Source organism: Enterovirga sp. (genome assembly GCF_035325185.1).
Lineage (GTDB): Bacteria > Pseudomonadota > Alphaproteobacteria > Rhizobiales > Beijerinckiaceae > Enterovirga.
The window spans coordinates 1-22732 of record NZ_DAOLAJ010000061.1; the positions used below are offsets into that span (position 1 = coordinate 1).

The following is a 22732-nucleotide window of genomic DNA, read 5'->3' on the forward strand; positions in this document are numbered from 1 at the left end:
GCCGGGGGGCTCGTCGAATATCCGCGGGCGCTCGGGGCGATGGAGGCGCGCGTCGCGGCGATTGCGGCGGGGACGGGGGGGGAATGCGTCTGGCTCCTGGAGCATCCGCCGCTCTACACCGCCGGCACCTCCGCGCGGCCGGAGGATCTGATCGAGCCCGAGCGCTTTCCGGTCTTCCAGGCGGGGCGGGGCGGCCAGTTCACCTATCACGGGCCGGGCCAGCGGGTGGCCTATGTGATGCTGGATCTCAACCGCCGCCGTCCCGACCTTCGCGCCTTCGTGGCCTCGCTGGAGGAATGGCTCATCGGCGCGCTCGCGCGCTTCAACGTGAGAGGAGAGCGGCGGGAGGACAGAGTCGGCGTCTGGGTGCGGCGGCCCGAGCGGGGCGAGGGCGTCGAGGACAAGATCGCCGCGCTCGGGATCAGGGTGCGCCGCTCGGTCACCTTCCACGGGGTGAGCCTGAACGTCGAGCCGGATCTCGCGCATTTCGGCGGCATCGTGCCCTGCGGCCTGCGCCTCCACGGCGTGACGAGCCTCGTCGATCTCGGCCTGCCCGTGACCATGGCGGATGCCGATATCGCCCTGCGGACCAGCTTCGAGGAGGTCTTCGGCCCGGCCGTGCCGGCGGCGCCCGGCATCGGAGCCTGCTGAGCCAGCTGCTCCGGCTATTCCTGGCCGAGGGTGAGCGTGGCCTTGGAGCCGTCGCTGAGGGTCAGGCCGGCCCGGCCGGTCTGGTAGAGCGCATCCTGGCTCGATCCCGTCTTGCCGTTGCTGCAATGGAGGGTGACGGGCGCCCTGCGGCCGACGCCGAAGACGTTCCGGCCCTCGTAGATGCCCGTGCAGTTCAACCGCTCGTTCCTGACGTAGAACTGGCCGTTGAAGCTCGTCGTGGCGCTGCCTTTCAGGATGTCGCCGGACGGCAGGACCAGCCGCGCGGGCGTGGTGGAGGCGCATCCACCCAGGACGAGGAGGGCCAGCCCGGCCAGGGAGGCGGCCCCCGGCAAGGCGCCGGACCCCGGCAGGGCGCCGACCTCCGGCCGGAGGAGCGGAGCCGGGCGCCCGGGCATGCGCGTCTCCTTCATCTCATGCCTTCTTCAGGGCCTCGACGCCCGGCAGGGCCTTTCCTTCCAGCCATTCGAGGAAGGCGCCGCCCGCGGTCGAGACGTAGCTGAAATCCTCCGCCACACCCGCATGGTTGAGGGCGGCGACCGTGTCCCCGCCGCCGGCGACGGAGACGAGCTTGCCGGCCTTCGTGCGGGACGCCGCATGGCGCGCGGCCGCGACGGTGCCCTGGTCGAAGGGGGCGATCTCGAAGGCGCCGAGGGGCCCGTTCCAGACGAGGGTCCTGGCATCGTCGATGGCGGACTTGATGCGGTCGACCGACTGGGCGCCGACATCGAGGATCATGCCGTCCGAGGGAATCGCGTCGGCACCGTAGGTGCGATGCTCCGCCCCGGCCTTGAACTCCCGGGCGACGACCCCGTCCACGGGGAGGATGATCGCGCAGCCCGTCTGCTTCGCGCGTTCCAGGATGCGCCGCGCCGTCGGCGCGAGATCGGCCTCGCAGAGCGAGCGGCCGACATTGACGTCGATCGCGTTGAGGAAGGTATTGGCCATGCCGCCCCCGATCACGAGCGCGTCGACCTTGGCGACGAGGTTTTCGAGGAGGTCGATCTTGGTCGAGACCTTGGCGCCGCCGACGATCGCGACCACGGGATGCTCGGGCGCCTCGAGCCCCTTCTCCAGCGCCTCCAGCTCGGCCTGCATGGTGCGGCCGGCAAAGGCGGGCAGGAGATGGGCGAGGCCCTCGGTGGAGGCATGGGCGCGGTGCGCGGCCGAGAAGGCGTCGTTCACGTAGAGGTCGCCGAGCGCGGCGAGCCTCCTCGCGAAATCCGGATCGTTCTTCTCCTCACCCGCATGGAAGCGCGTGTTCTCCAGGAGGAGGACGCCGCCGTCCTCGAGGCTCGCCACGGCGCGCTCGGCCGCCTCCCCGATGCAATCCTCGGCGAAGGAGACGGGCCGCCCGAGCAGCCGCGCCAGTTCCGCCCGCACGGGGGCGAGGCTCTCGGCCTCGACGCGCTTGCCCTTCGGACGCCCGAAATGCGCCAGCAGGATCACCCGGCCGCCATGGCCGGAAAGGTCGCGGATCGTCGGCAGGATGCGCTCGATCCGGGTGGCGTCGGTCACCCGGCCGCCTTCGAGGGGAACGTTGAGATCGACGCGCACGAGAATGCGCTTGCCGCGCAGGTTTCCGGCATCGTCGATCGTCTTGAATCTGGCCATGTCTCGTCCGGTCCCGGAAGCTGCTCTCCAACCAGGCCGGTTCGTACCGGAAGGCCGGCTTCCTGACCAGACGCGGAGGCGCGGCGGGGGCCGCGCATCCCCGCGCCGGAAGCCTACCGGCCGACGAGGCCCGGCACGTAGCGGATGATCAGCACCGTCAGGATGGCGGTGAGGACGGCCGTGACCAGGGAGGAGCCGAGGAGGGTCGTGAAGCCGGGCAGGGCCCGGACGCGCCGGGAGATGAACTTCGTCTCGCTGCGCACCGCCATCAGCTCCGATTGCTGGGCGATCTCGCTCATCCGGTGGGAGGACGCCTCGAAGCGGTCGATGACGCGGGCGACGGAGCCTTCCGAGCGCGACAGCTTCTCCTCGATGCGCGCCGTCTTGTCCTCGAGCCGGGCGAGCAGTTCGAGAAGGTTCGGGGCGCCTTCCGGGGCGGATGCGGGCGGGGTGCCCCGCTCCGGCGGCGGCAGGAGCTCGAGGTCGATGATCGGTTCGTTTCGGGGGCTGGTCTCGGACATGGGGCGCCTTTCGGTTCCTTGCGTCGGAATCGCGGGACCGGCCGCGAGGCCCCGGAGGGCGCGGCCGGTCCCTGTGGGGTTCAGATGAGCTTGGACAGCGAGACGGCGGTGTCGCTCATGCGGTTCGAGAAGCCCCATTCGTTGTCGTACCAGGTCAGGATGCGCACGAAGTTGCCGTCCATCACCTTGGTCTGGTCGAGCGCGAAGATCGACGAATGCGGATCGTGGTTGAAGTCGATCGAGACGTTCGGCTGGTCGGTCACGCCGAGGATGCCCTTGAGCTTCTGCTTCGCGGCGACCTGGATGGCCTCGTTGATCTCTTCCTTCGAGGTCTTGCGCTTGGCCAGGAACTTGAAGTCGACGACCGAGACGTTCGGGGTCGGCACGCGGATCGAGGAGCCGTCGAGCTTGCCGTTCAGCTCGGGCAGCACGAGCCCCACGGCCTTGGCGGCGCCGGTCGAGGTCGGGATCTGCGAGAGGGCCGCCGCGCGGGCGCGGTAGAGGTCCTTATGCATCGTGTCGAGCGTCGGCTGGTCGCCCGTATAGGAGTGGATCGTCGTCATGAAGCCCTTCTCGATGCCCACCGCCTCGTTGAGGACATAGGCGACCGGGGCGAGGCAGTTCGTCGTGCAGGAGGCGTTCGAGATGACGACGTGGTCCTTCGTCAGCTTGTCGTGGTTGACGCCGTAGACCACCGTGAGATCCGCGCCGTCGGCCGGGGCGGAGACGATGACGCGCTTCGCGCCGGCCTGGAGATGGGCCGCGGCCTTCTCCCGGGTGGCGAAGATGCCGGTGCATTCGAGCGCGATGTCGACGCCCAGCTCCTTGTGCGGAAGCTCGGCCGGATTGCGGATCGCGGTGACGCGGATCCTGTTGCCGTCGATGAGGAGGTTGTCGCCCTCGACGCCGACCTCGCCCGGATAGCGGCCATGAACGGAATCGAAGCGCAGGAGGTGGGCGTTGGTCTCCACCGGGCCGAGATCGTTGATGGCCACGACCTGGATGTCCTTGCGGCCGCTCTCGTGGATCGCGCGCAGAATGTTCCGGCCGATGCGCCCGAAGCCGTTGATCGCAACCTTCACCGTCATGTCTTCCTCCTGGACCGGCCGTTCGCGCCTCGGCGGTCGTCGCTCGTCATGGATGGGGGCTCGCCAGCCGCGGCCGCACCCGAAGCCGGGCCGCGAGAGGCGGCCTGAACTGCGCGAGAGGGACGAGGTCGTTCAAAATCTCGGGTCCGAGGGCACCGTCGTCGGTGCGGCGGCCGGAAGGCGGGCGCGGCTCCCTTAACAAGTGCCGCTTCCCAAGGCAAATGGAGGCGCGCGACGCGCCGAAATCCATTGACTATGCCGGCGGCCGGCCCGATCAGAAGCCCATGAACCCCGAGCTTTCCGCAGCCCTCGCCCGCCTGGAGGCGGCGTTCGACCGGCTGGAGGCAGGCGTCGCGCGCCATTTCGACACCGACCAGCGCCGCAGCGACCTCGAAATGGAATTGCAGGTGATGGGAGAGGATCGCGCCCGGCTCGCCGGGGAGCTGGACAGCGCGAGCGCGCGGATCGCCCGGCTCGAAGGTGCCGTCGAGCATGTCGGGGGACGGATGGGCGCCGCCGTCGGCGTCATCGAGGACATCCTGGCGCGCGAGCGCGCCTTCGGCGGCGCGTCGGGCTGAGCCATGGCGCATGTGCAGGTCACGATCGCCGGCCGCGCCTACCGCATGGCCTGCGGCGACGGCGAGGAGAAGCATCTCCAGGCGCTGGCCGCGGCCTTCGACGCCAAGATCGCCGAGATGCGCGCCTCCTTCGGCGAGATTGGCGACATGCGGCTGCACGTGATGGCGGCGCTCATGACGGCGGACGAGCTGTCCGAGGTCCGCCGCCGCGTCGAGACCCTGGAGGCCGAGCTGGCCGCCATGCGCTCGGTCGCGGTCAGCCAGGCGGAGCGCTCCGAGACCACCGAGCAGAAGCTGACCCAGGCCCTGAACCGCGCCGCCGACCGCGTCGAGCGCCTCGCGGCCCGCTTCGCCCCGCCGGGAGCGGGCTGAGAGGCCGGCTTCCGTGGGATCCTTCACGGCCGGGGCGCCTCTCGTCACCACCCTCGTCCTCGGCGGAGCCCGCTCGGGGAAATCGGCTTTTGCCGAAAGCCTCCTCCTCGAAAGCGGCCTCGCGCTCCGCTACCTCGCGACCGCGCAGGCCCTCGACGGCGAAATGGCCGAGCGCATCGCCCATCACCGCGCCCGCCGCGGCGCCGGCTGGACGACGCGGGAGGAACCGCTCGCCCTCGCCGAGGCGCTGGCGGAGGAGGCGGGGCCGGGCCGGGCCGTCCTCGTCGACTGCCTCACATTGTGGCTGTCGAACCTTCTCTTCGCCGGGCGCGACCTCGAGGCCGAGACCGAGCGTCTCTGCGAGGCGCTGGGGCGGGCCGCGGGGCCGGTCGTGCTGGTCTCCAACGAGGTCGGGATGGGGCTCGTGCCGGAGACCCCGCTCGGGCGCCGCTTCCGCGATGCGCAAGGTCGGCTCAACCAGGCCGTCGCCGCCGCCGCGCCTTCCGTGGTCTTCGTCGCGGCCGGGCTGCCGCTCCGGCTGAAGGGGGGCTGATGCATATCCAGTTCGCGCCCGCCCAGGGCCTCGACGACGGCTCGGCCGCGCGCGACCTGATGCAGGAGCCGGCGGAGATCGTTTTCCTCTCGGGCGCCGATACGGAGCTTGCCGCGCTTGCCCGCGCCGCCGCGGCACGGCCCGACGGCGCGCCGTCCCTGGCGCTGACAAATTTCCTCGCGCTCCAGCACCCGCTCTCGGTCGATCTCTATGTGGAGCGGACGCTCGCGCGGGCGCGAGTCCTCGTCCTGCGGCTCCTCGGCGGGGAAAGCTACTGGCCCTATGGAATCGAGACGCTGCGGCGCATCGCCCTCCAGCGCCGCCTGCCGCTCTATTGCGTGCCGGGCCATGGCCGCTGGGAGGCGGATTTCGCCGCGCGCGGGACGGCGGGAGAGGGCGAGACCCGCGCCCTCTGGCGCTATCTCGCCGAGGGCGGGCCCGACAACGTTGCCGGCGCCCTGGCGCATCTCGCTCATGTCCTCGGGCAGGGGCCGGCGCCTCCGCCGCCGCGCCCGGTCCCCTCCGCTGGATTGTGGCCGCGGGCGGTCCCGCCGGACGATCGCCCCCGCGCGGCGATCCTCTTCTACCGCGCCCTCGTCCAGGGCGGGATGACCGAGCCGGTCGAGGCCCTGGTGGCGGCGCTTGAGGAGCGCGGCTTCTCGGCCCAGCCGATCTTCGTGACGAGCCTCAAGGACGAAGCCTCCTCGGCGCTCCTCGCCTCCGTCTTCGCCGCGGCCCCGCCCGACATCGTCCTCAACGCCACCGCCTTCGCGGTCGGAGCGCTCTCCCCGGGCCTCCCCTCGCGGACCGCCCCGTCCCTGCCCAATGCCGATTGCCCGGTGCTCCAGGTCGCCTTCGCGAGCACCGGCGAGGCGGCTTGGCGCGCCTCGCCGCGAGGGCTCAATCCGCGCGACCTCGCCATGCATGTCGTGCTGCCGGAAGTGGACGGGCGCATCTTCGCCGGGGCCGTCGCCTTCAAGGAAGGGGAGGCGGGCGGCCCCGTCGTGAGCCGCTCGGTCCCGGACCGCATCGGGGCTGCGGCCGATCTTGCGGCATCCTGGACGCGGCTGCGCCGCACGCCCCCGCCGGAGCGGCGGGTGGCGCTGGTCCTGGCGAATTATCCGAACCGCGACGGGCGCCTCGCGAACGGCGTCGGCCTCGACACGCCCGAAAGCGCCGCGATGCTCCTCGCGGCCCTGCGCGAGGCCGGCTACCGGCTCGACCGGGCGCCGGAGAGCTCAGCCGGCCTCATGGCCTTGCTGATGGTGGGGCCGACCAACGATCTCGGCCGCCGCCAGTCCGGCCGGATCGGGCGCGGGGCTGGGATGCGCTGGCCGCTCGATGCCTACCGCGCCGCCTATGCGACGCTGCCGGAGGAAACGAGGGCGGCCGTCGAGGCGCGCTGGGGCCCGCCCGAGGACGATCCGCATGTCGAGGCGGGCGCCTTCCGGCTCGGCCTGCACCGCTTCGGCCATGTCGTGATCGGCATCCAGCCGGCGCGGGGCTACCATATCGATCCCAAGGACACCTATCACGCGCCCGATCTCGCCCCGCCGCATCACTATCTGGCGTTCTATCTCTGGCTCCGGCGCGGCTTCGACGCCCATGCGGTGCTGCATCTGGGCAAGCACGGCAATCTCGAATGGCTGCCCGGCAAGGCGGTCGGCCTCTCGGCCTCGTGCTTCCCGCAGGCTTTGCTCGGGCCGCTGCCGAACATCTATCCCTTCATCGTCAACGATCCCGGCGAGGGCGTGCAGGCGAAGCGGCGCAACGCGGCGGTGATCGTCGACCACCTGACGCCGCCGCTCGCCCGCGCCGAGCTTCACGGCGACCTCTCGCGCCTCGAGGCGCTGGTGGACGAATATGCCGCCGCCTCCGATCTCGATCCGAAGCGGGCGCAGGCGCTCGCCGGCGACATCCTCGCCTTCTCGGGCGCGATGCGGCTCGATGCCGATCTCGACCTCGCCGCCGATCTTTCGCCGGACGAGGCGCTTCGCCGGATCGACGCGCATCTGTGCGACCTCAAGGAAATGCAGATCCGCGACGGCCTGCACGTGCTCGGCCGCGCGCCGGAGGGGGCGCGGCTCGACGCGCTTCTCGTTGCCGTCGCGCGCCTGCCGCGCTCCGAGCTTCGGCCGCAGGACGCCTCGCTGCACCGGGCGCTCGCGGCCGATCTCGGCCTGACGCTCGACCCGCTGACGCGCGATCTCGCGGCGCCCTACGAGGGGCCGAGGCCGCAGGTGCTGGGCGCCTTGTCCGGCGATCCCTGGCGCACGGCCGGCGACACGGTCGAGCGGATCGAGAAGCTGGCCGAGGCGCTGGTCGCGGGCGGGGGGAGGGCTGGGGAGGGCGCGTGCGACGCGGACTGGCACCGGACGCGCGCGGTTCTCGCCTGGATCGAGGGCGAGCTTCGCCCCCGCATCCTCGCCTCCGGCGCGGCCGAGATCGAATCCTGCCTCGTGGCCCTCGACGGCCGCTTCGTGCCGCCGGGGCCGGCCGGCGCTCCGACGCGGGGCCGGCCGGACGTGCTGCCGACGGGCCGCAACTTCTTCGCGGTCGATGTCCGCGCCGTGCCGACCGAGGCCGCCTGGCGGACCGGGCGCGCCGCCGCCGAGCAATTCGTCCTGCGCTTCGTGCAGGAGGAGGGCGATTGGCCGAAGGCCGTCGCTCTCTCGCTCTGGGGCACAGCCAATATGCGCACCGGCGGAGAGGATGTCGCCCAGGCGCTGGCCCTGATCGGCACCATGCCGGTCTGGGAGCCGGGATCGGGACGCGTGACGGGGTTCCGCGTCCTGGACGCGATGGAGCTGAAGCGGCCGCGCGTGGACGTGACCCTGCGGGTCTCCGGCCTCTTCCGCGACGCCTTCCCGGTCCAGATGGACCTGTTCGATTCCGCCGTGCGCGCCGTCGCCGCCCTGGACGAGCCGGAGGACCAGAACCCGCTCGCCGCCCGCATCCGCCGCGAGGCCGAGGCGGCGGGAGGGGGAGAGCCGGCGCATCGCGCCGCCGCGGCCCGCATCTTCGGCTCGAAGCCGGGCGCCTATGGCGCCGGCCTCCAGGCGCTCATCGACGAGGGCGGCTGGGAGGGCCGCGCGGATCTTGCCGCCTCCTACCTCGCCTGGAGCGGCCATGCCTATGGCGGGGGGCGCGAGGGCGAGGAGGCCCGAGGGCACCTCGCCCGCCGCCTCGCGGCGGTCGAAGCTGTCGCGCAGGCGCAGGACAACCGCGAGCACGACATCCTGGATTCGGACGATTACTATCAGTTCATGGGCGGGCTTGCGGCCGCCGTGGAGACGGTGTCGGGCAAGGCCCCGCCCGTCTTCCATCTCGACACCTCGCGGCCCGAGGCGCCGCTGGCGCGCAGCCTGTCGGAGGAGATCGCCCGCGTCGTGCGAGGGCGCGCGGCCAATCCGAAATGGATCGCGGGCGTCATGCGCCACGGCTACAAGGGCGCCTTCGAGATCGCCGCGACCGTGGATTACCTCTTCGGCTTCGCAGCGACGACCGACGCCGTGAAGCCGCATCACTTCGACCAGCTCTTCGCGGCCTATCTGGAGGACGAGCGGGTGCGGGGGTTCATGGCAGAGGCCAATCCCGCCGCGCTTCGGGAGACCGCCGGGCGCTTCGCGGAGGCGCGCCGGCGCGGCCTCTGGCAGCCGCGCTCGAACCGGGCCGGCGACCTGCTGGCCGAACTCACCGCAGGGGAGACCACATGAGCGAGACCGAGGCGGAGCTGAACGCCCGCCACGCCGAGAAGATGAAGAAGCACCAGGCCGGAAAGGCGAAGCTGCTCGCAGGCAAGAGCGCCGACAAGGGTCTCCTCATCGTCCATACTGGAGCGGGCAAGGGGAAGACCTCGGCCGCGCTCGGCATGGTGATGCGCCATATCGCCTATGACTGGCCGGTCGGGATCGTGCAGTTCATCAAGGCGCCGAGCTGGGAGACGGGGGAGGCGCGGCTGCTCGCGCGCTTCCCCGACCTCGTGACGCTCCACGTCATGGGCGAGGGCTTCACCTGGGACACGCAGGACCGCGCCCGCGACATCGAGGTCGCCCGCCGCGCCTGGGAGCGCGCCAAGGAGTTGATCCGCGACGAGCGCCACCGGCTCGTCCTGCTCGACGAGTTGAACATCGTGCTGCGCTACGACTACCTGCCGGTCGAGGAGGTCGTCGCCTTCCTGCGCGATGAGAAGCCGGCCGGCAAGCACGTGATCGTGACCGGCCGCAACGCCAAGCCCGAGTTGATCGAGATCGCCGATCTCGTGACCGAGATGACGCTCGTGAAGCACCCCTTCCGCCAGGGCATCAAGGCGCAGAAGGGGATCGAGTATTGATCCTCTCCTTGCCGAGTCCGTCCTCCCCGCCGCAAGCGGGGGGAGGGTGGAGCAGGCGGCGAGCGCGATGCGCGACTGCCGAAGACGGCGTGGGGCGGCTTCCGTGACCTCGCCCCTTCGCCCTCCCGCCCTGATGATCCAGGGCACGGGCTCGAATGTCGGCAAGTCGACGCTGGTCGCCGCGCTCTGCCGCGCCTTCCTCCGGCGCGGCCTGAAGGTCGCGCCGTTCAAGCCGCAGAACATGTCGAACAACGCCGCCGCCACCGCCGATGGCGGCGAGATCGGCCGCGCCCAGGCCGTGCAGGCGCGCGCCTGCGGCCTGCCGTCCTCGGTCCACATGAACCCCGTCCTCCTGAAGCCCGAGACCGATACGGGCGCGCAGGTGATCGTGCAGGGACGGCGCGCCTTCACCCTGCGGGCGCGCGACTGGGGCTCGCGGAAGGGCGATTTGCTGCCGGCCGTGCTGGAGAGCTTCGGCAGGATTGGCGAGGGCATGGACCTCGTCCTCGTGGAGGGGGCGGGCAGCCCGGCTGAGATCAACCTGCGGGCCGGCGACATCGCCAATATGGGCTTCGCCCGAGCGGCGGACCTGCCGGTCGTGCTGGCCGGCGATATCGACCGGGGCGGCGTCATCGCGAGCCTTGTCGGCACCCATGCGGTGCTGGAGCCGGACGAGAAGGTGCGCATAAAAGCCTTCCTGATCAACAAGTTCCGGGGCGACGTTTCGCTCTTTTCCGAAGGCGCGCGCGCGATCGCCGAACGCACGGGCTGGCCCTGTCTCGGCATCCTGCCCTTCCTGCCCGCCGCTTTGCGGCTTCCGGCCGAGGATGCCCTCGACCTGTCGCGGCCGATCGGGGAGGGCGGGGAGCGGCTGAAGATCGCGGTGCCGATCATCGCCCGGATCGCGAATTTCGACGATCTCGATCCTCTCCGCCAGGAGCCGGGCGTCGAGCTGGTCCTCGTCCCGCCCGGCACGCCGCTGCCCGGCGATGCCGGGCTCGTGATCCTGCCGGGCTCGAAATCGACGATCGGCGATCTCGCCTTCCTGCGCGCGCAGGGCTGGGACATCGACATCGCCGCCCATCGGCGGCGCGGCGGCCATGTTCTCGGCCTCTGCGGAGGCTACCAGATGCTCGGCCGCTCGATCTGCGATCCCGAGGGGATCGAGGGGCCGGCGAGCACGGTGCCGGGCCTCGGCCTCCTCGAAGTCGACACCGTCCTCACGCCGGACAAGGTGACGGCGCCCGTCCGGGGCCGCCATCTCGCCTCGGGGGCTGCGGTCGAGGGCTACGAGATCCATCTCGGCCGCACGGACGGTCCCGATCGCGCCCGGCCGCTCCTCGATCTCGGGAGCCAGGGCGCGAGCCGCCCGGACGGCGCGGCGAGCGCGGACGGGCGGGTGCAGGGCAGCTACGTCCACGGCCTGTTCGGCTCGGATGCCTTCCGCGCCGCCTATCTCGCGGGCTTCGGGGCCGCCTCGGCGCTGGCCTACGAGGCGGGGATCGAGAAGGCCCTCGACGACCTCGCCGAGGCGGCGGAAGCGCATCTCGACCTCGACGCGATGCTCGCCATCGCGCAGGCGCGCTGAGCCGGCGGCTCAGAACGCGGCGGCGAGGCCGATCCACATCGCGACATGAAGCAGCAGCGCCGTCGCCAGCACCTTGAGCCCCCGGCCGATATCGGAGGCGACGGCGTCGCGCCGCCCCTCCTCGTGGAGGAACGGCGCCTCGACCGGCCCCGCCGCATAGATGCGCGGGCCGCCGAGCGCGAGGCCGAGCGCCGCGGCCATGGCGGCTTCCGGCCAGCCGGCATTGGGCGAGCGATGGGTGCCGGCATCGCGTGCGGCGACGGCGAGCGCATGGCCGGTCCGTCCCCCGGCGGCCGGCGCCGCGCAGGCGATCAGGAGCGCAGAGAGGCGTGCGGGCAGGAGGTTGAGGAGGTCGTCGAGCCGGGCCGCCGCCCAGCCGAAATCGCGATGGCGGGCGGAGAGATGGCCGATCATCGAATCGGCCGTGTTCACGGCCTTGTAGGCGACGAGGCCGGGCAGTCCCGCGAGGGCGAACCAGAAGGCCGGCGCGACGACGCCGTCGGAGAAGTTCTCCGCCGTCGATTCGATCGCGGCGCGTGCGATGCCGGCTTCGTCGAGCCGGCTCGTGTCGCGGCCGACGATCATCGAGACCGCGGCGCGGGCTTCCTCCAGCGAGGCGGCGTCGCGGACGCGGGCCACGTGCTCGTAGAGGCTTCTTTGCGCGATCAGCGTCGAAGCCGCGAGCGCGATCCACAGGTCGAAGAGCGGCAGGGCGCGCAGTCCCTGCTCCAGGAGATGCCCGCCCGCGAGGCCGGCGGCGACGAGCGCCGTCGTCCAGAGGAAGCCTGCATTCCGCCTCGCCTGCGCGCTCCAGCTCTCGCGGTTGAGATGGCGGTCGCCGAAGGCCACCAGGGCCCCGAGCCAGGCGACCGGATGCGGCAGGCGGCGCCAGATCCGGTCCGGGTCGCCGATCAGCGCGTCGAGAAGCAGCGCCATCGGCAGGATCCAGAGGGCGTCGGAAGAGAGCAGCATCAGCGTCCCTTGGCGGCGCGGCCGATCTCGGCGGCGAGCCTGTCGAGCGCCCCGGCGAGGCTCGGGCCGCCGCAGAGGAGGTTGAGGGAATCGGGCAGCACGATGCGCCGCCCGGGCGGGTAGAGGCGCAGCAGCGCCGGGTGCAAGAGGAGCGCCGCGCCCTGGTCCTCCGCGCCCCCGGCTTCCGAGACCGCAAGGAGATCGGGCCTCCTGGCGACGATCTCCTCCAGCGTGAGGAAGCGGCCGAGGCTGCGGCCGCCGAGCGCCGGCATCAGGCCGACGAGCCGGAGCATCGAGCCGAGCAGCGTGTCCCCGCCCGCGACCCAGCCCCGGCGCTGGAGCGGCAGCACGGTCAGCCCGGACGGCGCGGCGGCGCGGGCCCGGCTCGCCGCCTCGTCGATCCGGGCGACCGCCGATTCGGCCCGCTCGGGGTGGCCGAGCAGTTCTCCGACCTGCCGGATCTGGGCCTTCGCCTCGTCGATGGAGCGCGCCGCGTCCAGCTCGACCAGTCTGACGCCGTGCTGCCGCAGCAATTCGCGCGTCGCCCGCTTCGTGAAACGGCCGGAAAGGACGAAATCGGGCTTCAGCGCCAGCACCTCCTCGGCCGTCCCGGAGAGGGAGGGAAAGCGCTCCGCCTCGGCCGCCACGCCCGAGCGGAGCCTGTCGCGGGCATAAGGCGAAAGGCCGAGGATCTGGTCCGCATCGGCGAGCGGGACGAGGAGCTGGTCGGCGCAGAGATTGATGGAGACGACGTGCGGCGCGGCCCAAGCCGGCCCGTGCAGCGCGGCAAGGCCGATCGCCAGCGCGGCAAGCGCGCGGGCCCTCACCCTCCGCCCCTTGCCCGCATCCGCAGGGCGGGCGATGCGGAGGCCATGAGACATGGCGGCGACCTGACGGAGGCCAAGGCGCGCTACGGCGCGAGCGGGCCGGAATGGCTCGATCTCTCGACCGGGATCAATCCCCATCCCTGGCCCGTGCCGGACGCCCTGCGCCGGGCCGGCTGGGAGCGGCTGCCCGGCGAGGCCGAAATGCGCTCCCTGCTCGCGGCCGCGAGAGACGCCTACGCGATTCCCGACGCCGCCGGGATCGTGGCCGCGCCCGGAACCCAGGCGCTGATCCAGTGGCTGCCCCGCCTCGCTCCGCCCGGCGCCGTCGCCATCCTCGGGCCGACCTATGCCGAGCATGCCGCGAGCTGGCGCGCGGCCGGCCGCGAGGTCGTTCGGGACATGGAGTCCCGGGTTTCCCCCACCGTCATCCACCGCGTCGTCGTCAATCCCAACAACCCGGACGGGCGCATCCTCGGTCCCGAGGCGATCCGGCGCCGGGCGGAGGATTGCGCGCGGGCCGGCGGCTGGCTGATCGTGGACGAGGCTTTCGCCGATCTCGACCGCGCCATCGGCGCTTCCGCTCTCGTGCCCGGGCTGCCGGTGGTCGTGCTGCGCTCCTTCGGCAAGTTCTACGGGCTCGCCGGCCTTCGCCTCGGCTTCGCCGTCGCGCCGCCCGCCGTCGCGGACAGCCTGCGCGCCGCGCTCGGGGATTGGGCCGTGTCCGGCCCGGCTCTCGCCGTAGGGGCGGCCGCCCTCGCCGATCGCGGCTGGCAGGCGGCGACGCGGCGCCGGCTCGCCGCCGAGGCCGCCGCGCTCGACCGGGTTCTGGCCGAGGGCGGCGCCGCGCTCCTCGGCGGCACGGCGCTTTTCCGGCTCGTCCGCCATCCCGATGCCGCCGCCCTGCACGGGCGGCTCGCCGCCGCGCATATCTGGTGCCGCCGCTTCGAGGAGGCGCCGGACCTCCTGCGCTTCGGCCTGCCGGAGGAGCCCGAAGGGCTGGCGCGGCTGCGGGAGGGGCTCGCGCGTCACGTCCAGGGCACCAGCACGGCCTCGCCCGCGAGCGTCGCGCGATAAGCCTCGATGCGGAAGACGCGCGCCAGGATCTGGGGCGCGAGCGCGGTCTCCGGCGCGGCGGCGGCGGCGAGCCTGCCTTCGCACATGACCAGGACGCGGCTCGCGAAGCGCGCCGCGAGGCCGAGATCGTGCGTGACGGCGATCACGCTCGCGCCCGCCCTCGCGGCCCCGCGCAGCACGCCCATCACGTCGAGCTGATGGCGCGGATCGAGCGCCGCGGTCGGCTCGTCGGCGAGGATCAGCGGGGCGCCGACGGCGAGGACGCGGGCCATGGCGACACGGGCCCGCTCGCCCCCCGACAGGCTCGTCACGGGCCTGTCGGCGAGCGCGCCGACATCGGCGAGACCCATCGCCTCCTCGACCGCCGCCGCATCCGCCGCCGACAGCCGGGCCGGATCGCCGGCGCCGTGGGGCAGGCGCCCAAGCGCGACGATGTCGCGCGCGGGGAGCGGCCAATGCGCCTCGTGCCCCTGCGGCAGGTAGGCGACCGCCCTCGCCCTCGCCCGGGGATCGAGCGTGCGCAGGTCGTCGTCGCCGAGGCGGATCGCGCCGCGGCTGGGGACGAGGCTCGCGAGGGCTCGCAGCAGCGAGGTCTTGCCGGCGCCGTTCGGCCCCACCAGCGCGACCAGCTCCCCCGCCTCGCAGCCGAAGGAGACGCCGTCGACGACGCTTCGGCCGCCGAGGGAGACGCACAGGTCCGAGACCGCGAGGCTCATGCGAGCAGCTCTGCGCCGAGCCGGCGGCGCTCGCGCACGATCAGGTAGAGGAAGAAGGGCACCCCGATCAGCGCCGTCAGCACGCCGACCTTGATGTCGGTCGTCGAGGGAATGAGGCGCACGGCGATATCCGCGGCCGTCAGGAGGCAGCCGCCGGCGAGGGCCGAGGGCAGCAGGAGCCGCGCCGGATCGTAGCCGACGAGCGGGCGCACGAGATGGGGCGAGACGAGCCCGACGAAGCCGATCGTGCCCGCGACCGCGACCGCCCCCCCGATCCCCATCGCGACCCCGGTGATGACGAGGAGCCGCAGCCGGGCGACCCGGATGCCGAGGCTCGCCGCCGCATCCTCCCCGAGCGTCAGCGCCCGGAAGGCGCCGCGATTCGCGAAGAGCAGCGCGGCGCCGGCCGCGATGAAAGGCGCCGCCATGGCGACGTGGCGCATCGAGCGGTCGTCCAGCGAGCCGAGCAGCCAGAAGGCGATCTCCAGGGCTGCGAAGGGATTGGGCGCGAGGTTCATCGCGAGCGCGGTCGCCGCGCCCGCGAGGCTCGATATGGCGAGGCCCGAGAGGATCAGGAGCGTCAGCCCGGCGTTGCGCCCCGCCACCGCTACCAGCAGGAAGACCGACAGGAAGGCCCCCGCCATCGCGGCGACCGGCAGCGCCATGGAGAGCGCGTCGGTAAGGCCGAGGGAGAGGGTCGCGACCGCCCCGAAGGCCGCCGCCTGCGGGGCGCCGAAAAGGGAAGGGGCGGCGAGGGGATTGCGCAGCAGCCCCTGCATGGCGGCGCCCGAGAGCCCCAGCATGGAGCCGATCAGGACGGACAGGATCGCCCGCGGCAGCCTGATCTCCCGCACGATGATGCGTGCCGTCTCGTCGCCGAAGCCGGCCAGCGCCCGCGCCACGGTCCAGGGGGCGAGCCTCACCGGCCCGATCCCGAGCGAGACGAGGAAGAGCAGGACGAGGAGAGCCGCGAAGGCGAGGGGCACGCCGAGCCGCGATCCGAAGGGGGACATCGCCGCCTTCTGCACCGAAGCGGCGGCCTCAGCTAGGGGCCAGCCCCGCCTCCGTCTCGGAAAGGAAAGCTCAGGCCGCTTCTTTCACCGGCTCGGGCTCCGAGGTTTCCATGGCGCGCAGATAGACGTCGAGCAGCGTCTCGTGCTCGTCGCGTTCGTCCTTGTCCTGCTTTCGGATCTTGATGATCTCCTTCAGGATCTTCACGTCGAAGCCCTCGCCCTTGGCCTCGGCGAAGACCTCCTTCTTGGCCTCGTTGAGGTCCGCGATCTCGCTTTCGAGCTGCTCGATGCGCTCCACGAACGACCGCACCCGGTTTCCGGCGATTCCGATCTCGTCCGACATGGTGACCCTTTCCGCATGATGGAGGCGGCAAGGTCGTCGGGGAGGGTTTCCCGAGCGTTAAGGCCGGGCGCTCTCAGCAGGCGATGGCGCCGCAGCTCGCCGCGTTCTCGACGATGCGCGCAAGGCTCTTCGGGCCGGGATAGCCGAGCACGACCGCCCCGCCGACGACATAGGCCGGCGTCGTGTTCATCCCGAGCGAGGCGGCGAGGCGGAGCTGCTGGCGCAGCATGGCGCTCGTCGCCGGCGAATCGGCCAGCTTCTCGATTTCGGCCCGGTCATGGCCGAGCGCGGCGGCGGCCTCGAGCGCCCGCGGCCCGTCGATCCGGCCGGGCAGCGAGAACAGCTTGTCGTGGAAGGCATGGGAGGCCGCCGCTCCGTGCTGTTGCAGGACCGCGAGGTCGACCTTGGCGGCCTGGGCGGAGGCGACCGACAGGATCGGGTTGTTGACGAGCCCCACGCGCAGGTCGGTCCGGCTGCGGCGGAGATCCTCGCGGGCCGCGCTCGCCGCCCGGCACCAGGGGCAGTTATAGTCGTAGAACTCGACGAGCTGGACCGCGGCCGATTGCGGGCCGGCCCAGATCGCGCCCTTCAGGTCCTCGATCTCCTCGACCAGCTCGGCGGGCGCCCGCAGGTTGGGGACAGGGCGGCCCTCGTCGCTCTCGACGCGGAACCATTGATTGGCCGCCGATCCCTCGGTGCCGGCGGCGCGCGCGGCGGAGGCGAGGGCCGCGGTCGCGGCGGCGAGGAGGAGACGGCGGTCGAGCATGGCGCGCTGGTGTCACGGCCGCACAACGGCGTCCGTGCTCGCACGCACGCCGTTGCGATGGCGCGTTGACAGCATCCATGCGGCTCCCCTATTTGGCCGCGCCGCTGATCCCCGCGGAAGAGTCCGGGCTTCCCGCCCGGCGCCGAAGGCGCAACCGCCCCGGAAACGCTCAGGCCCAAGGACCGCGGGGAGATGGCACTCTGGAAAGCGACGGCTTGCGCCGTCCACCGACGGGGGTAACCCGGGCCGCGCGGGCCAGCCTCGCATGTCCCCTGGGGAAATCTCTCAGGTCCCGGGACAGAGGGGGCGCGATGGTGGGACGCCGCGAGAGATCGCGGTAGAAGGCTTGTCGCGACACATCTCCCGGAGCTGCCATGGCCGACGACCCCTCAGACGGAAAGCTCCTGGAGACGCCGCTCGCGGCGGCGCACCTTTCCGCAGGCGCCCGCATGGTGCCTTTCGCCGGCTACGCCATGCCGGTGCAATATCCCGACGGCATCATCGCCGAGCATCTCTGGACGCGCAGCCATGCCGGCCTCTTCGACGTCTCCCATATGGGCCAGGCGAGGCTGACCGGACCCGATTTCGCGACGGCCGCCGCGGCGCTGGAGCACTTGGTTCCAGCGGATATCGCGGGGCTGCGGCCGGGCCAGCAGCGCTACACGCAGCTTCTGAACGAGGAAGGGGGCATCGTCGACGACCTGATGGTCGTGCGCCCCCTCGAGCCGCAGAGCCCGGGCGAGATCCTGATCATCGTCAACGCCGCCACCAAGGAGGCGGATTACCGCCTGATCGAGGCGTCGCTGCCCGACAAGGTGCTGTTGCAGCGCCTCGACCATCTGGCGCTGATCGCCCTGCAAGGGCCCTCGGCGGTCTCCGTCCTGTCCGCGCTCGCGCCCGCGGCGGCCGACATGACCTTCATGAGCGCCCGGCGCCTGACGGTCGCCGGCATCGAGGTCCATGCCAGCCGCTCTGGCTATACGGGCGAGGACGGCTACGAGATCTCCGTCCCGACCGGGGAGGCGGGTCAGCTTTGGGAGACGCTGCTCGCGGACCAGCGCGCGATGCCGATCGGCCTCGGCGCGCGCGATTCGCTGCGGCTCGAGGCGGGGCTGCCGCTCTACGGCCACGACATCAACCAGGAGACCTCGCCCGTCGAGGCCGGGCTCGCCTGGTCGATCCAGAAGCGGCGACGGCAGGAGGGCGGCTTTCCGGGCCGGCTGCGCATCACGCGCGAGCTGGCCGAGGGGCCGATCCGGCGCCGCGTCGGCATCAAGGTCGAGGGCCGCGCGCCCGTGCGCGAGCATGCCGGGATCCTCGACAAGGACGGCGAACTCGTCGGCAAGGTTACTTCGGGCGGCTTCGCGCCGAGTGTCGGCGGCCCGATCGCGATGGGCTATGTCGTCTCCGAATTCGCCAAGCCCGGCACGGCGCTCGGCCTCGAGCTGCGCGGCCGCAGGGTCGCGGGAACCGTTGTCCCCTTGCCCTTCACGCCGCATCGCTACAAGCGCTGAGAGGTTCCCATGACGATCCGCTACACCAAAGAGCACGAATATATCGCCGTGGACGGCGATACCGGCACGGTCGGCATCTCGGATTACGCGCAAGGCCAGCTCGGCGACGTGGTCTATGTCGAGCTGCCCGAGATCGGCAAGGTGCTCGCCCAGGGCGACGACGCGGCCGTGGTCGAGAGCGTCAAGGCGGCGAGCGAGATCTTCGCCCCCGTCGCCGGCACCGTGACGGCCACCAATCCCGAACTGGAAGGCACCCCCGCTCTCGTCAACGAGGACCCGGTCGGCAAGGGCTGGTTCTTCAGGATCCAGATCGCCGATCCGGCCGAGCTCGACGACCTCATGACGGAGGATGCCTATGCGGCCTTCGTCGCCTCGATCGGCTGACGGCCGGGCGGCTTCGGGGGCATCCTCATGAGCCATTCCTATACGGCAGTGGTCGAGTGGCGGCGGCAGGAGGACGAGGCCTTCACGGATGGCCGCTACAGCCGCGGGCATCACTGGAGCTTCGACGGGGGCATCACCGTGCCCGCCTCCTCGGCCCCGGCCTCGGTGCGGCTGCCCTATTCGCGCGAGGATGCGGTCGATCCCGAGGAAGCCTTCGTGGCGGCTCTGTCGAGCTGCCACATGCTGACCTTCCTCTATCTCGCCGCGAAAGCGGGCTTCGTGGTCGATCTCTATCGCGACGAGGCGCGGGGCCGGATCGCGCCCGACGAGAAGGGCCGGTTCTGGGTCGACGCCGTCACGCTCTCGCCGGCGATGTCGTTCGCCGGCGATCGCCGGCCCGGCCCGGACGAGCTGGAGCGGCTGCACCATGCCGCGCATGACCAATGCTTCATCGCGAACTCGGTGAAGACCGAGATCGCGATCGCGCCCCGCATCATCTGAGAGGTCCGATGCGCTACCTGCCCCTGACCGAGAGCGACCGCGCCGCCATGCTCGCGCGCGTCGGCGTCGAAGACATCGACGCGCTTTTCGCCGACGTGCCCGATGGCGCGCTGCTGGCCGGGCTGCCGGACCTTCCGCGCCGAAAGGGGGAGATGGAGGTCGAGCGCGTCCTCGGCCGGATGGCGGCGCGGAACCTGCCGGCCTCCTCCGTACCGTTCTTCGTCGGGGCCGGGGCCTACAAGCACCACATCCCGGCGAGCGTCGACCATCTGATCCAGCGCTCGGAATTCCTGACCAGCTACACGCCCTACCAGCCCGAGATCGCCCAGGGCACGCTGCAATATCTGTTCGAGTTCCAGACCCAGGTCGCGCTGCTGACCGGCATGGAGGTGGCCAACGCCTCCATGTATGACGGCTCGACCGGCACCGCCGAGGCGGTGCTGATGGCGCATCGCGTCACGAAGCGGCGCAAGGCGGTGCTGTCCGGCGGCCTGCATCCGCATTATGCCGAGGTGGTCCGCACCGTCTCGGCCATGGCGGGGGACGAGGTCGCCTCGCTGCCGGCGGATGTCGAGGCGCGCGAGGATATCGTCTCGCGGATCGATGGCGAGACCTCCTGCGTCGTCGTGCAGAGTCCCGACGTCTTCGGCAATCTGCGCGACCTGCGGCCCATCGCCGAGGCGGCGCACAGGCACGGTGCGCTCCTGGTCGCGGTCTTCACGGAGGCCGTTTCGCTCGGCCTCGTCGAATCTCCCGGCGCCCAGGGGGCCGACATCGTCGTCGGCGAGGGCCAGTCGATCGGCGTGCCGCTGTCCTTCGGCGGCCCCTATGTCGGCCTCTTCGCGACGCGGCAGAAATTCATGCGGCAGATGCCGGGCCGTCTCTGCGGCCAGACGGTCGATGCCGAGGGACGGCGCGGCTTCGTGCTGACGCTCTCGACCCGCGAGCAGCATATCCGCCGCGACAAGGCGACGTCGAATATCTGCACGAATTCGGGCCTGTGCTGCCTTGCCTTCACGATCCATCTGAGCCTTCTCGGCGAGGCGGGCCTCACGCGGCTCGCGCGCATCAACCACGCAGGTGCCGTCAAGCTGGTCGATGCCCTCGCCTCGCTGCCGGGCGTCGAGGTCCTGACGAGGGCCTTCTTCAACGAGGTCACCGTGAGGCTGCCGAAGCCGGCTGCCGAGGTGGTCGAGACGCTGGCGAGGCAGGGCATCCTTGCAGGCGTCCCCGCCTCGCGCCTCTATCCGGGCCAGGGCCTGGACGACCTCCTGCTGATCGCCTCGACCGAGGTGAACACGGACGAGGACCGCGCCGCGCTCGTCGCGGCGTTGAAGGGCGCGCTCGCGTGACCACGCGCTCCAACCCTCCCCCCGCAAGCCGGGGGAGGGTTTCTCCTGCGACATCTGACAGGACCGCATCATGATGAACCGCCAGGGACGCCCGTCTTCCGCGGAGGGGGCCGCCCCCCCCGCCGTGCATCCCACCTTCACGGGCAACCGCGCCCTCGCCCAGGAGGAGCCGCTGATCTTCGAGATTGGCCGGCCGGAGGTGACGGGCGTCGATCTCGACGAGCCCGAGCCCTTCGCGCCGAGGCTCGGCGAGCTCGCGCGGACGGCGCCGATCGGCCTGCCGGGCCTGTCCGAGCCCGAGGCGATGCGCCATTACGTCCGGCTCAGCCAGCAGAATTACGGCATCGATACCGGCCTCTTTCCGCTTGGCTCCTGCACGATGAAGCACAATGCCCGGCTCAACGAGCGCATGGCGCGGCTGCCGGGCTTCGCCGACGTGCATCCGCTCCAGCCCGTCTCGACCGTCCAGGGCGCCCTCGAGCTGATGAGCGAGTTGTCCCGCTACCTGACGGAGCTCACCGGCATGCCGGCCGTGGCGCTCCAGCCCAAGGCGGGGGCGCATGGCGAGTTGCTCGGCATGATGGCCATCAAGGCCGCCATCGCCGCGCGCGGCGAGGCGGAAACACGCAACGTCGTCCTAGTGCCCGATTCGGCGCATGGCACCAATCCGGCTACCGCCGCGCTGATCGGCTTCAAGGTGAAGGCGGTGCCGGCGCGCGAGGACGGCTGGGTTCATATCGCCGATGTCCGCCCGCTCCTCGGACCGGACATCGCGGCGATCATGCTGACCAATCCGAATACCTGCGGCCTGTTCGAGCCGCGCGCGAAGATGATCGCCGAGGCTGTGCATGAATGCGGCGGCTATTTCTATTGCGACGGCGCCAATTTCAACGCCATCGTCGGCAAGGTGCGGCCGGGCGATCTCGGCGTCGACGCCATGCATATCAACCTGCACAAGACCTTCTCGACCCCGCACGGGGGAGGGGGGCCGGGCGCCGGCCCGGTGGCGCTGTCGGAGCGGCTCGCGCCCTTTGCGCCGGTGCCGTTCGTCGTGGCCTCTCCGCCGCAAGGGGGGGAAGGGTGGAATCTCGTCGAGCATGCGGGCGATGCGGCGGAAGGGGCCTCGCCCTTCGGCCGCATGGTCGCCTTCCATGGCCAGATGGGCATGTTTGTGCGCGCGCTCGCCTATATGCTCTCGCACGGCGCGGATGGGATGCGGCAGGCGTCCGAGGATGCGGTCCTCAACGCCAACTATGTCCGCGCCTCACTCTCGGACCTGATGTCGCTGCCCTTCGGCGACAAGCCCTGTATGCACGAGGTTTTGTTCGACGATTCCTGGCTCGCCGATACCGGCGTGACGACGCTCGATTTCGCCAAGGCGATGATCGACGAGGGCTATCACCCGATGACGGTGTATTTCCCGCTCGTCGTCCACGGCGCCATGCTGGTCGAGCCGACTGAATCCGAATCGAAGGCGTCGCTCGATCTCTTCATCGCGACGATGCGCGACCTCGCCATGGCCGCGAAGCTCCACCGGACGGAGCGCTTCAAGGGCGCGCCCTTCCACGCCCCGCGCCGTCGCCTCGACGAGACGCTGGCCGCAAGAAAGCCCGTGCTGCGGTGGACGGAGCCGGAGGCGCAATAGACGTTCCCCTCCTCCGTCTTCAACTCGGTTGACGGATGGATACAAGGCGCTTGGGATTCCCCCTGTCATCCCCGGCCGGAGGCGGCGCAGCCGCCGGAGGGGAAGGGTCCAGAGCCGCAAGGGATCCCTCCTGGATCCCCTTCCCGGCCCTTCGCGCCGCCGGGAATGACAGCGGGGGGCAGGCTGCGAAGCGATCGAACATTCCGCAGGTGCCTCTCCCGCGGGAGAAGGCGGCCAATAAAAAAGCCGGCGCGAGCAGGCTGTGTGAGAACGGGCTGATCAAATCGGTTAAGATGGCCGCCTCTGGAA

General features: G+C 71.6%; 23 protein-coding genes and 2 riboswitches. Of the genes, 13 read left to right on the forward strand and 10 right to left on the reverse strand.

Annotated elements, in window-relative coordinates:
• A partial coding sequence (gene lipB, locus PKD06_RS12615) for a lipoyl(octanoyl) transferase LipB (protein ID WP_324380543.1) occupies nucleotides 1-651 on the forward strand: 651 nt, incomplete at its 5' end.
• Nucleotides 652-665: 14 nt separating this feature from the next.
• Here lipB and PKD06_RS12620 read toward each other — a convergent pair.
• The 4 genes from PKD06_RS12620 to gap all read right to left on the reverse strand — a co-directional run bounded on the left by PKD06_RS12620 (nucleotide 666) and on the right by gap (nucleotide 3892).
• Nucleotides 666-1067, reverse strand: a complete 402-nt coding sequence (locus PKD06_RS12620; RefSeq protein ID WP_324380545.1) for a hypothetical protein — start codon at nucleotides 1065-1067, stop codon at nucleotides 666-668.
• 16 nt (nucleotides 1068-1083) lie between these two features.
• Nucleotides 1084-2283 carry a phosphoglycerate kinase gene (locus PKD06_RS12625; protein WP_324380547.1) on the reverse strand — a complete coding sequence of 400 codons (1200 nt, stop codon included), beginning with the start codon at nucleotides 2281-2283 and terminating at the stop codon, nucleotides 1084-1086.
• Nucleotides 2284-2396: 113 nt separating this feature from the next.
• A complete protein-coding gene (locus PKD06_RS12630; RefSeq protein ID WP_324380549.1) occupies nucleotides 2397-2804 on the reverse strand; it encodes a hypothetical protein in 408 nt (135 codons plus the stop codon).
• 80 nt (nucleotides 2805-2884) lie between these two features.
• On the reverse strand, nucleotides 2885-3892 hold the full coding sequence (gene gap / locus PKD06_RS12635; protein ID WP_324380551.1) for a type I glyceraldehyde-3-phosphate dehydrogenase: 1008 nt from the start codon (nucleotides 3890-3892) through the stop codon (nucleotides 2885-2887).
• A gap of 284 nt (nucleotides 3893-4176) precedes the next feature.
• Between gap and PKD06_RS12640 the strand changes: the two genes are divergently transcribed.
• The 6 genes from PKD06_RS12640 to PKD06_RS12665 all read left to right on the forward strand — a co-directional run bounded on the left by PKD06_RS12640 (nucleotide 4177) and on the right by PKD06_RS12665 (nucleotide 11316).
• The gene (locus tag PKD06_RS12640) at nucleotides 4177-4470 is read left to right on the forward strand and encodes a DUF4164 domain-containing protein (RefSeq protein ID WP_324380553.1); all 294 of its coding nucleotides are present in this window, start codon (nucleotides 4177-4179) and stop codon (nucleotides 4468-4470) included.
• A gap of 3 nt (nucleotides 4471-4473) precedes the next feature.
• Nucleotides 4474-4842 (forward strand): cell division protein ZapA, encoded by a 369-nt coding sequence (locus PKD06_RS12645; RefSeq protein ID WP_324380555.1) that lies wholly within the window; start codon nucleotides 4474-4476, stop codon nucleotides 4840-4842.
• A 13-nt stretch (nucleotides 4843-4855) separates the two neighbouring features.
• Nucleotides 4856-5395 (forward strand): bifunctional adenosylcobinamide kinase/adenosylcobinamide-phosphate guanylyltransferase, encoded by a 540-nt coding sequence (gene cobU, locus PKD06_RS12650; protein WP_324380557.1) that lies wholly within the window; start codon nucleotides 4856-4858, stop codon nucleotides 5393-5395.
• Complete coding sequence (cobN, locus tag PKD06_RS12655; protein WP_324380559.1) at nucleotides 5395-9111, forward strand: cobaltochelatase subunit CobN; 3717 nt, start codon at nucleotides 5395-5397, stop codon at nucleotides 9109-9111. The genes cobU and cobN overlap by 1 nt, the downstream gene beginning before the upstream one ends.
• On the forward strand, nucleotides 9108-9728 hold the full coding sequence (gene cobO / locus PKD06_RS12660) for a cob(I)yrinic acid a,c-diamide adenosyltransferase (RefSeq protein WP_324380561.1): 621 nt from the start codon (nucleotides 9108-9110) through the stop codon (nucleotides 9726-9728). Before cobN ends, cobO begins: the two co-directional genes overlap by 4 nt.
• A gap of 67 nt (nucleotides 9729-9795) precedes the next feature.
• Entirely contained in the window at nucleotides 9796-11316 is a 1521-nt protein-coding gene (locus tag PKD06_RS12665; protein WP_324380563.1) for a cobyric acid synthase, read from the forward strand.
• 9 nt (nucleotides 11317-11325) lie between these two features.
• On the opposite strand, the gene cbiB is transcribed toward PKD06_RS12665, so the two are convergent.
• Together cbiB and PKD06_RS12675 are read right to left on the reverse strand one after the other, a co-directional pair.
• Nucleotides 11326-12288: an adenosylcobinamide-phosphate synthase CbiB gene (gene cbiB, locus PKD06_RS12670; RefSeq protein ID WP_324380565.1), complete on the reverse strand. Its 963-nt coding sequence runs from the start codon at nucleotides 12286-12288 to the stop codon at nucleotides 11326-11328.
• Nucleotides 12288-13115, reverse strand: a complete 828-nt coding sequence (locus PKD06_RS12675; protein ID WP_324380567.1) for an ABC transporter substrate-binding protein — start codon at nucleotides 13113-13115, stop codon at nucleotides 12288-12290. Before PKD06_RS12675 ends, cbiB begins: the two co-directional genes overlap by 1 nt.
• 45 nt (nucleotides 13116-13160) lie before the next feature.
• On the opposite strand from PKD06_RS12675, the gene cobD reads away from it, so the two are divergent.
• Entirely contained in the window at nucleotides 13161-14189 is a 1029-nt protein-coding gene (cobD, locus tag PKD06_RS12680) for a threonine-phosphate decarboxylase CobD (RefSeq protein WP_324380569.1), read from the forward strand.
• Here cobD and PKD06_RS12685 read toward each other — a convergent pair.
• The 4 genes from PKD06_RS12685 to PKD06_RS12700 form a co-directional block, all read right to left on the reverse strand.
• Nucleotides 14141-14905, reverse strand: a complete 765-nt coding sequence (locus PKD06_RS12685; RefSeq protein WP_324380571.1) for an ABC transporter ATP-binding protein — start codon at nucleotides 14903-14905, stop codon at nucleotides 14141-14143. The two genes, cobD and PKD06_RS12685, sit on opposite strands and share 49 nt — an antisense overlap.
• On the reverse strand, nucleotides 14902-15918 hold the full coding sequence (locus PKD06_RS12690) for an iron ABC transporter permease (protein ID WP_324380573.1): 1017 nt from the start codon (nucleotides 15916-15918) through the stop codon (nucleotides 14902-14904). Before PKD06_RS12690 ends, PKD06_RS12685 begins: the two co-directional genes overlap by 4 nt.
• 70 nt (nucleotides 15919-15988) lie before the next feature.
• Complete coding sequence (locus PKD06_RS12695; protein WP_324380575.1) at nucleotides 15989-16261, reverse strand: DUF2312 domain-containing protein; 273 nt, start codon at nucleotides 16259-16261, stop codon at nucleotides 15989-15991.
• A 73-nt stretch (nucleotides 16262-16334) separates the two neighbouring features.
• Nucleotides 16335-17027: a DsbA family protein gene (locus PKD06_RS12700; RefSeq protein ID WP_324380577.1), complete on the reverse strand. Its 693-nt coding sequence runs from the start codon at nucleotides 17025-17027 to the stop codon at nucleotides 16335-16337.
• Nucleotides 17028-17131: 104 nt separating this feature from the next.
• Nucleotides 17132-17222, forward strand: a riboswitch (glycine riboswitch).
• Nucleotide 17223: 1 nt separating this feature from the next.
• A riboswitch (glycine riboswitch) is annotated at nucleotides 17224-17332 on the forward strand.
• 69 nt (nucleotides 17333-17401) lie between these two features.
• On the opposite strand from PKD06_RS12700, the gene gcvT reads away from it, so the two are divergent.
• The 5 genes from gcvT to gcvPB all read left to right on the forward strand — a co-directional run bounded on the left by gcvT (nucleotide 17402) and on the right by gcvPB (nucleotide 22423).
• The gene (gene gcvT, locus PKD06_RS12705; protein WP_324380579.1) at nucleotides 17402-18541 is read left to right on the forward strand and encodes a glycine cleavage system aminomethyltransferase GcvT; all 1140 of its coding nucleotides are present in this window, start codon (nucleotides 17402-17404) and stop codon (nucleotides 18539-18541) included.
• Between the two features lie 9 nt (nucleotides 18542-18550).
• Entirely contained in the window at nucleotides 18551-18925 is a 375-nt protein-coding gene (gene gcvH, locus PKD06_RS12710; RefSeq protein WP_324380581.1) for a glycine cleavage system protein GcvH, read from the forward strand.
• Nucleotides 18926-18952: 27 nt separating this feature from the next.
• On the forward strand, nucleotides 18953-19426 hold the full coding sequence (locus PKD06_RS12715; RefSeq protein WP_324380583.1) for an OsmC family protein: 474 nt from the start codon (nucleotides 18953-18955) through the stop codon (nucleotides 19424-19426).
• A gap of 8 nt (nucleotides 19427-19434) precedes the next feature.
• The gene (gene gcvPA, locus PKD06_RS12720; protein ID WP_324380585.1) at nucleotides 19435-20778 is read left to right on the forward strand and encodes an aminomethyl-transferring glycine dehydrogenase subunit GcvPA; all 1344 of its coding nucleotides are present in this window, start codon (nucleotides 19435-19437) and stop codon (nucleotides 20776-20778) included.
• A gap of 73 nt (nucleotides 20779-20851) precedes the next feature.
• On the forward strand, nucleotides 20852-22423 hold the full coding sequence (gene gcvPB, locus PKD06_RS12725; RefSeq protein WP_324380587.1) for an aminomethyl-transferring glycine dehydrogenase subunit GcvPB: 1572 nt from the start codon (nucleotides 20852-20854) through the stop codon (nucleotides 22421-22423).
• Nucleotides 22424-22732 lie beyond the last annotated feature (309 nt).

Excerpts from the sequence above, each read along its gene's own strand:
- cobN (WP_324380559.1), top strand. The coding sequence starts at position 5,395 with ATGCATATCCAGTTCGCGCCCGCCCAGGGCCTCGACGACGGCTCGGCC.
- PKD06_RS12690 (WP_324380573.1), bottom strand. The coding sequence starts at position 15,918 with ATGTCCCCCTTCGGATCGCGGCTCGGCGTGCCCCTCGCCTTCGCGGCT.
- cobD (WP_324380569.1), top strand. The coding sequence starts at position 13,161 with ATGAGACATGGCGGCGACCTGACGGAGGCCAAGGCGCGCTACGGCGCG.
- PKD06_RS12695 (WP_324380575.1), bottom strand. The coding sequence starts at position 16,261 with ATGTCGGACGAGATCGGAATCGCCGGAAACCGGGTGCGGTCGTTCGTG.
- PKD06_RS12685 (WP_324380571.1), bottom strand. The coding sequence starts at position 14,905 with ATGAGCCTCGCGGTCTCGGACCTGTGCGTCTCCCTCGGCGGCCGAAGC.
- cobO (WP_324380561.1), top strand. The coding sequence starts at position 9,108 with ATGAGCGAGACCGAGGCGGAGCTGAACGCCCGCCACGCCGAGAAGATG.
- gcvH (WP_324380581.1), top strand. The coding sequence starts at position 18,551 with ATGACGATCCGCTACACCAAAGAGCACGAATATATCGCCGTGGACGGC.
- PKD06_RS12645 (WP_324380555.1), top strand. The coding sequence starts at position 4,474 with ATGGCGCATGTGCAGGTCACGATCGCCGGCCGCGCCTACCGCATGGCC.
- PKD06_RS12640 (WP_324380553.1), top strand. The coding sequence starts at position 4,177 with ATGAACCCCGAGCTTTCCGCAGCCCTCGCCCGCCTGGAGGCGGCGTTC.
- PKD06_RS12665 (WP_324380563.1), top strand. The coding sequence starts at position 9,796 with ATGCGCGACTGCCGAAGACGGCGTGGGGCGGCTTCCGTGACCTCGCCC.
- PKD06_RS12625 (WP_324380547.1), bottom strand. The coding sequence starts at position 2,283 with ATGGCCAGATTCAAGACGATCGACGATGCCGGAAACCTGCGCGGCAAG.
- gap (WP_324380551.1), bottom strand. The coding sequence starts at position 3,892 with ATGACGGTGAAGGTTGCGATCAACGGCTTCGGGCGCATCGGCCGGAAC.
- PKD06_RS12715 (WP_324380583.1), top strand. The coding sequence starts at position 18,953 with ATGAGCCATTCCTATACGGCAGTGGTCGAGTGGCGGCGGCAGGAGGAC.
- gcvT (WP_324380579.1), top strand. The coding sequence starts at position 17,402 with ATGGCCGACGACCCCTCAGACGGAAAGCTCCTGGAGACGCCGCTCGCG.
- PKD06_RS12630 (WP_324380549.1), bottom strand. The coding sequence starts at position 2,804 with ATGTCCGAGACCAGCCCCCGAAACGAACCGATCATCGACCTCGAGCTC.
- cbiB (WP_324380565.1), bottom strand. The coding sequence starts at position 12,288 with ATGCTGCTCTCTTCCGACGCCCTCTGGATCCTGCCGATGGCGCTGCTT.
- PKD06_RS12620 (WP_324380545.1), bottom strand. The coding sequence starts at position 1,067 with ATGCCCGGGCGCCCGGCTCCGCTCCTCCGGCCGGAGGTCGGCGCCCTG.
- gcvPA (WP_324380585.1), top strand. The coding sequence starts at position 19,435 with ATGCGCTACCTGCCCCTGACCGAGAGCGACCGCGCCGCCATGCTCGCG.
- PKD06_RS12700 (WP_324380577.1), bottom strand. The coding sequence starts at position 17,027 with ATGCTCGACCGCCGTCTCCTCCTCGCCGCCGCGACCGCGGCCCTCGCC.
- gcvPB (WP_324380587.1), top strand. The coding sequence starts at position 20,852 with ATGAACCGCCAGGGACGCCCGTCTTCCGCGGAGGGGGCCGCCCCCCCC.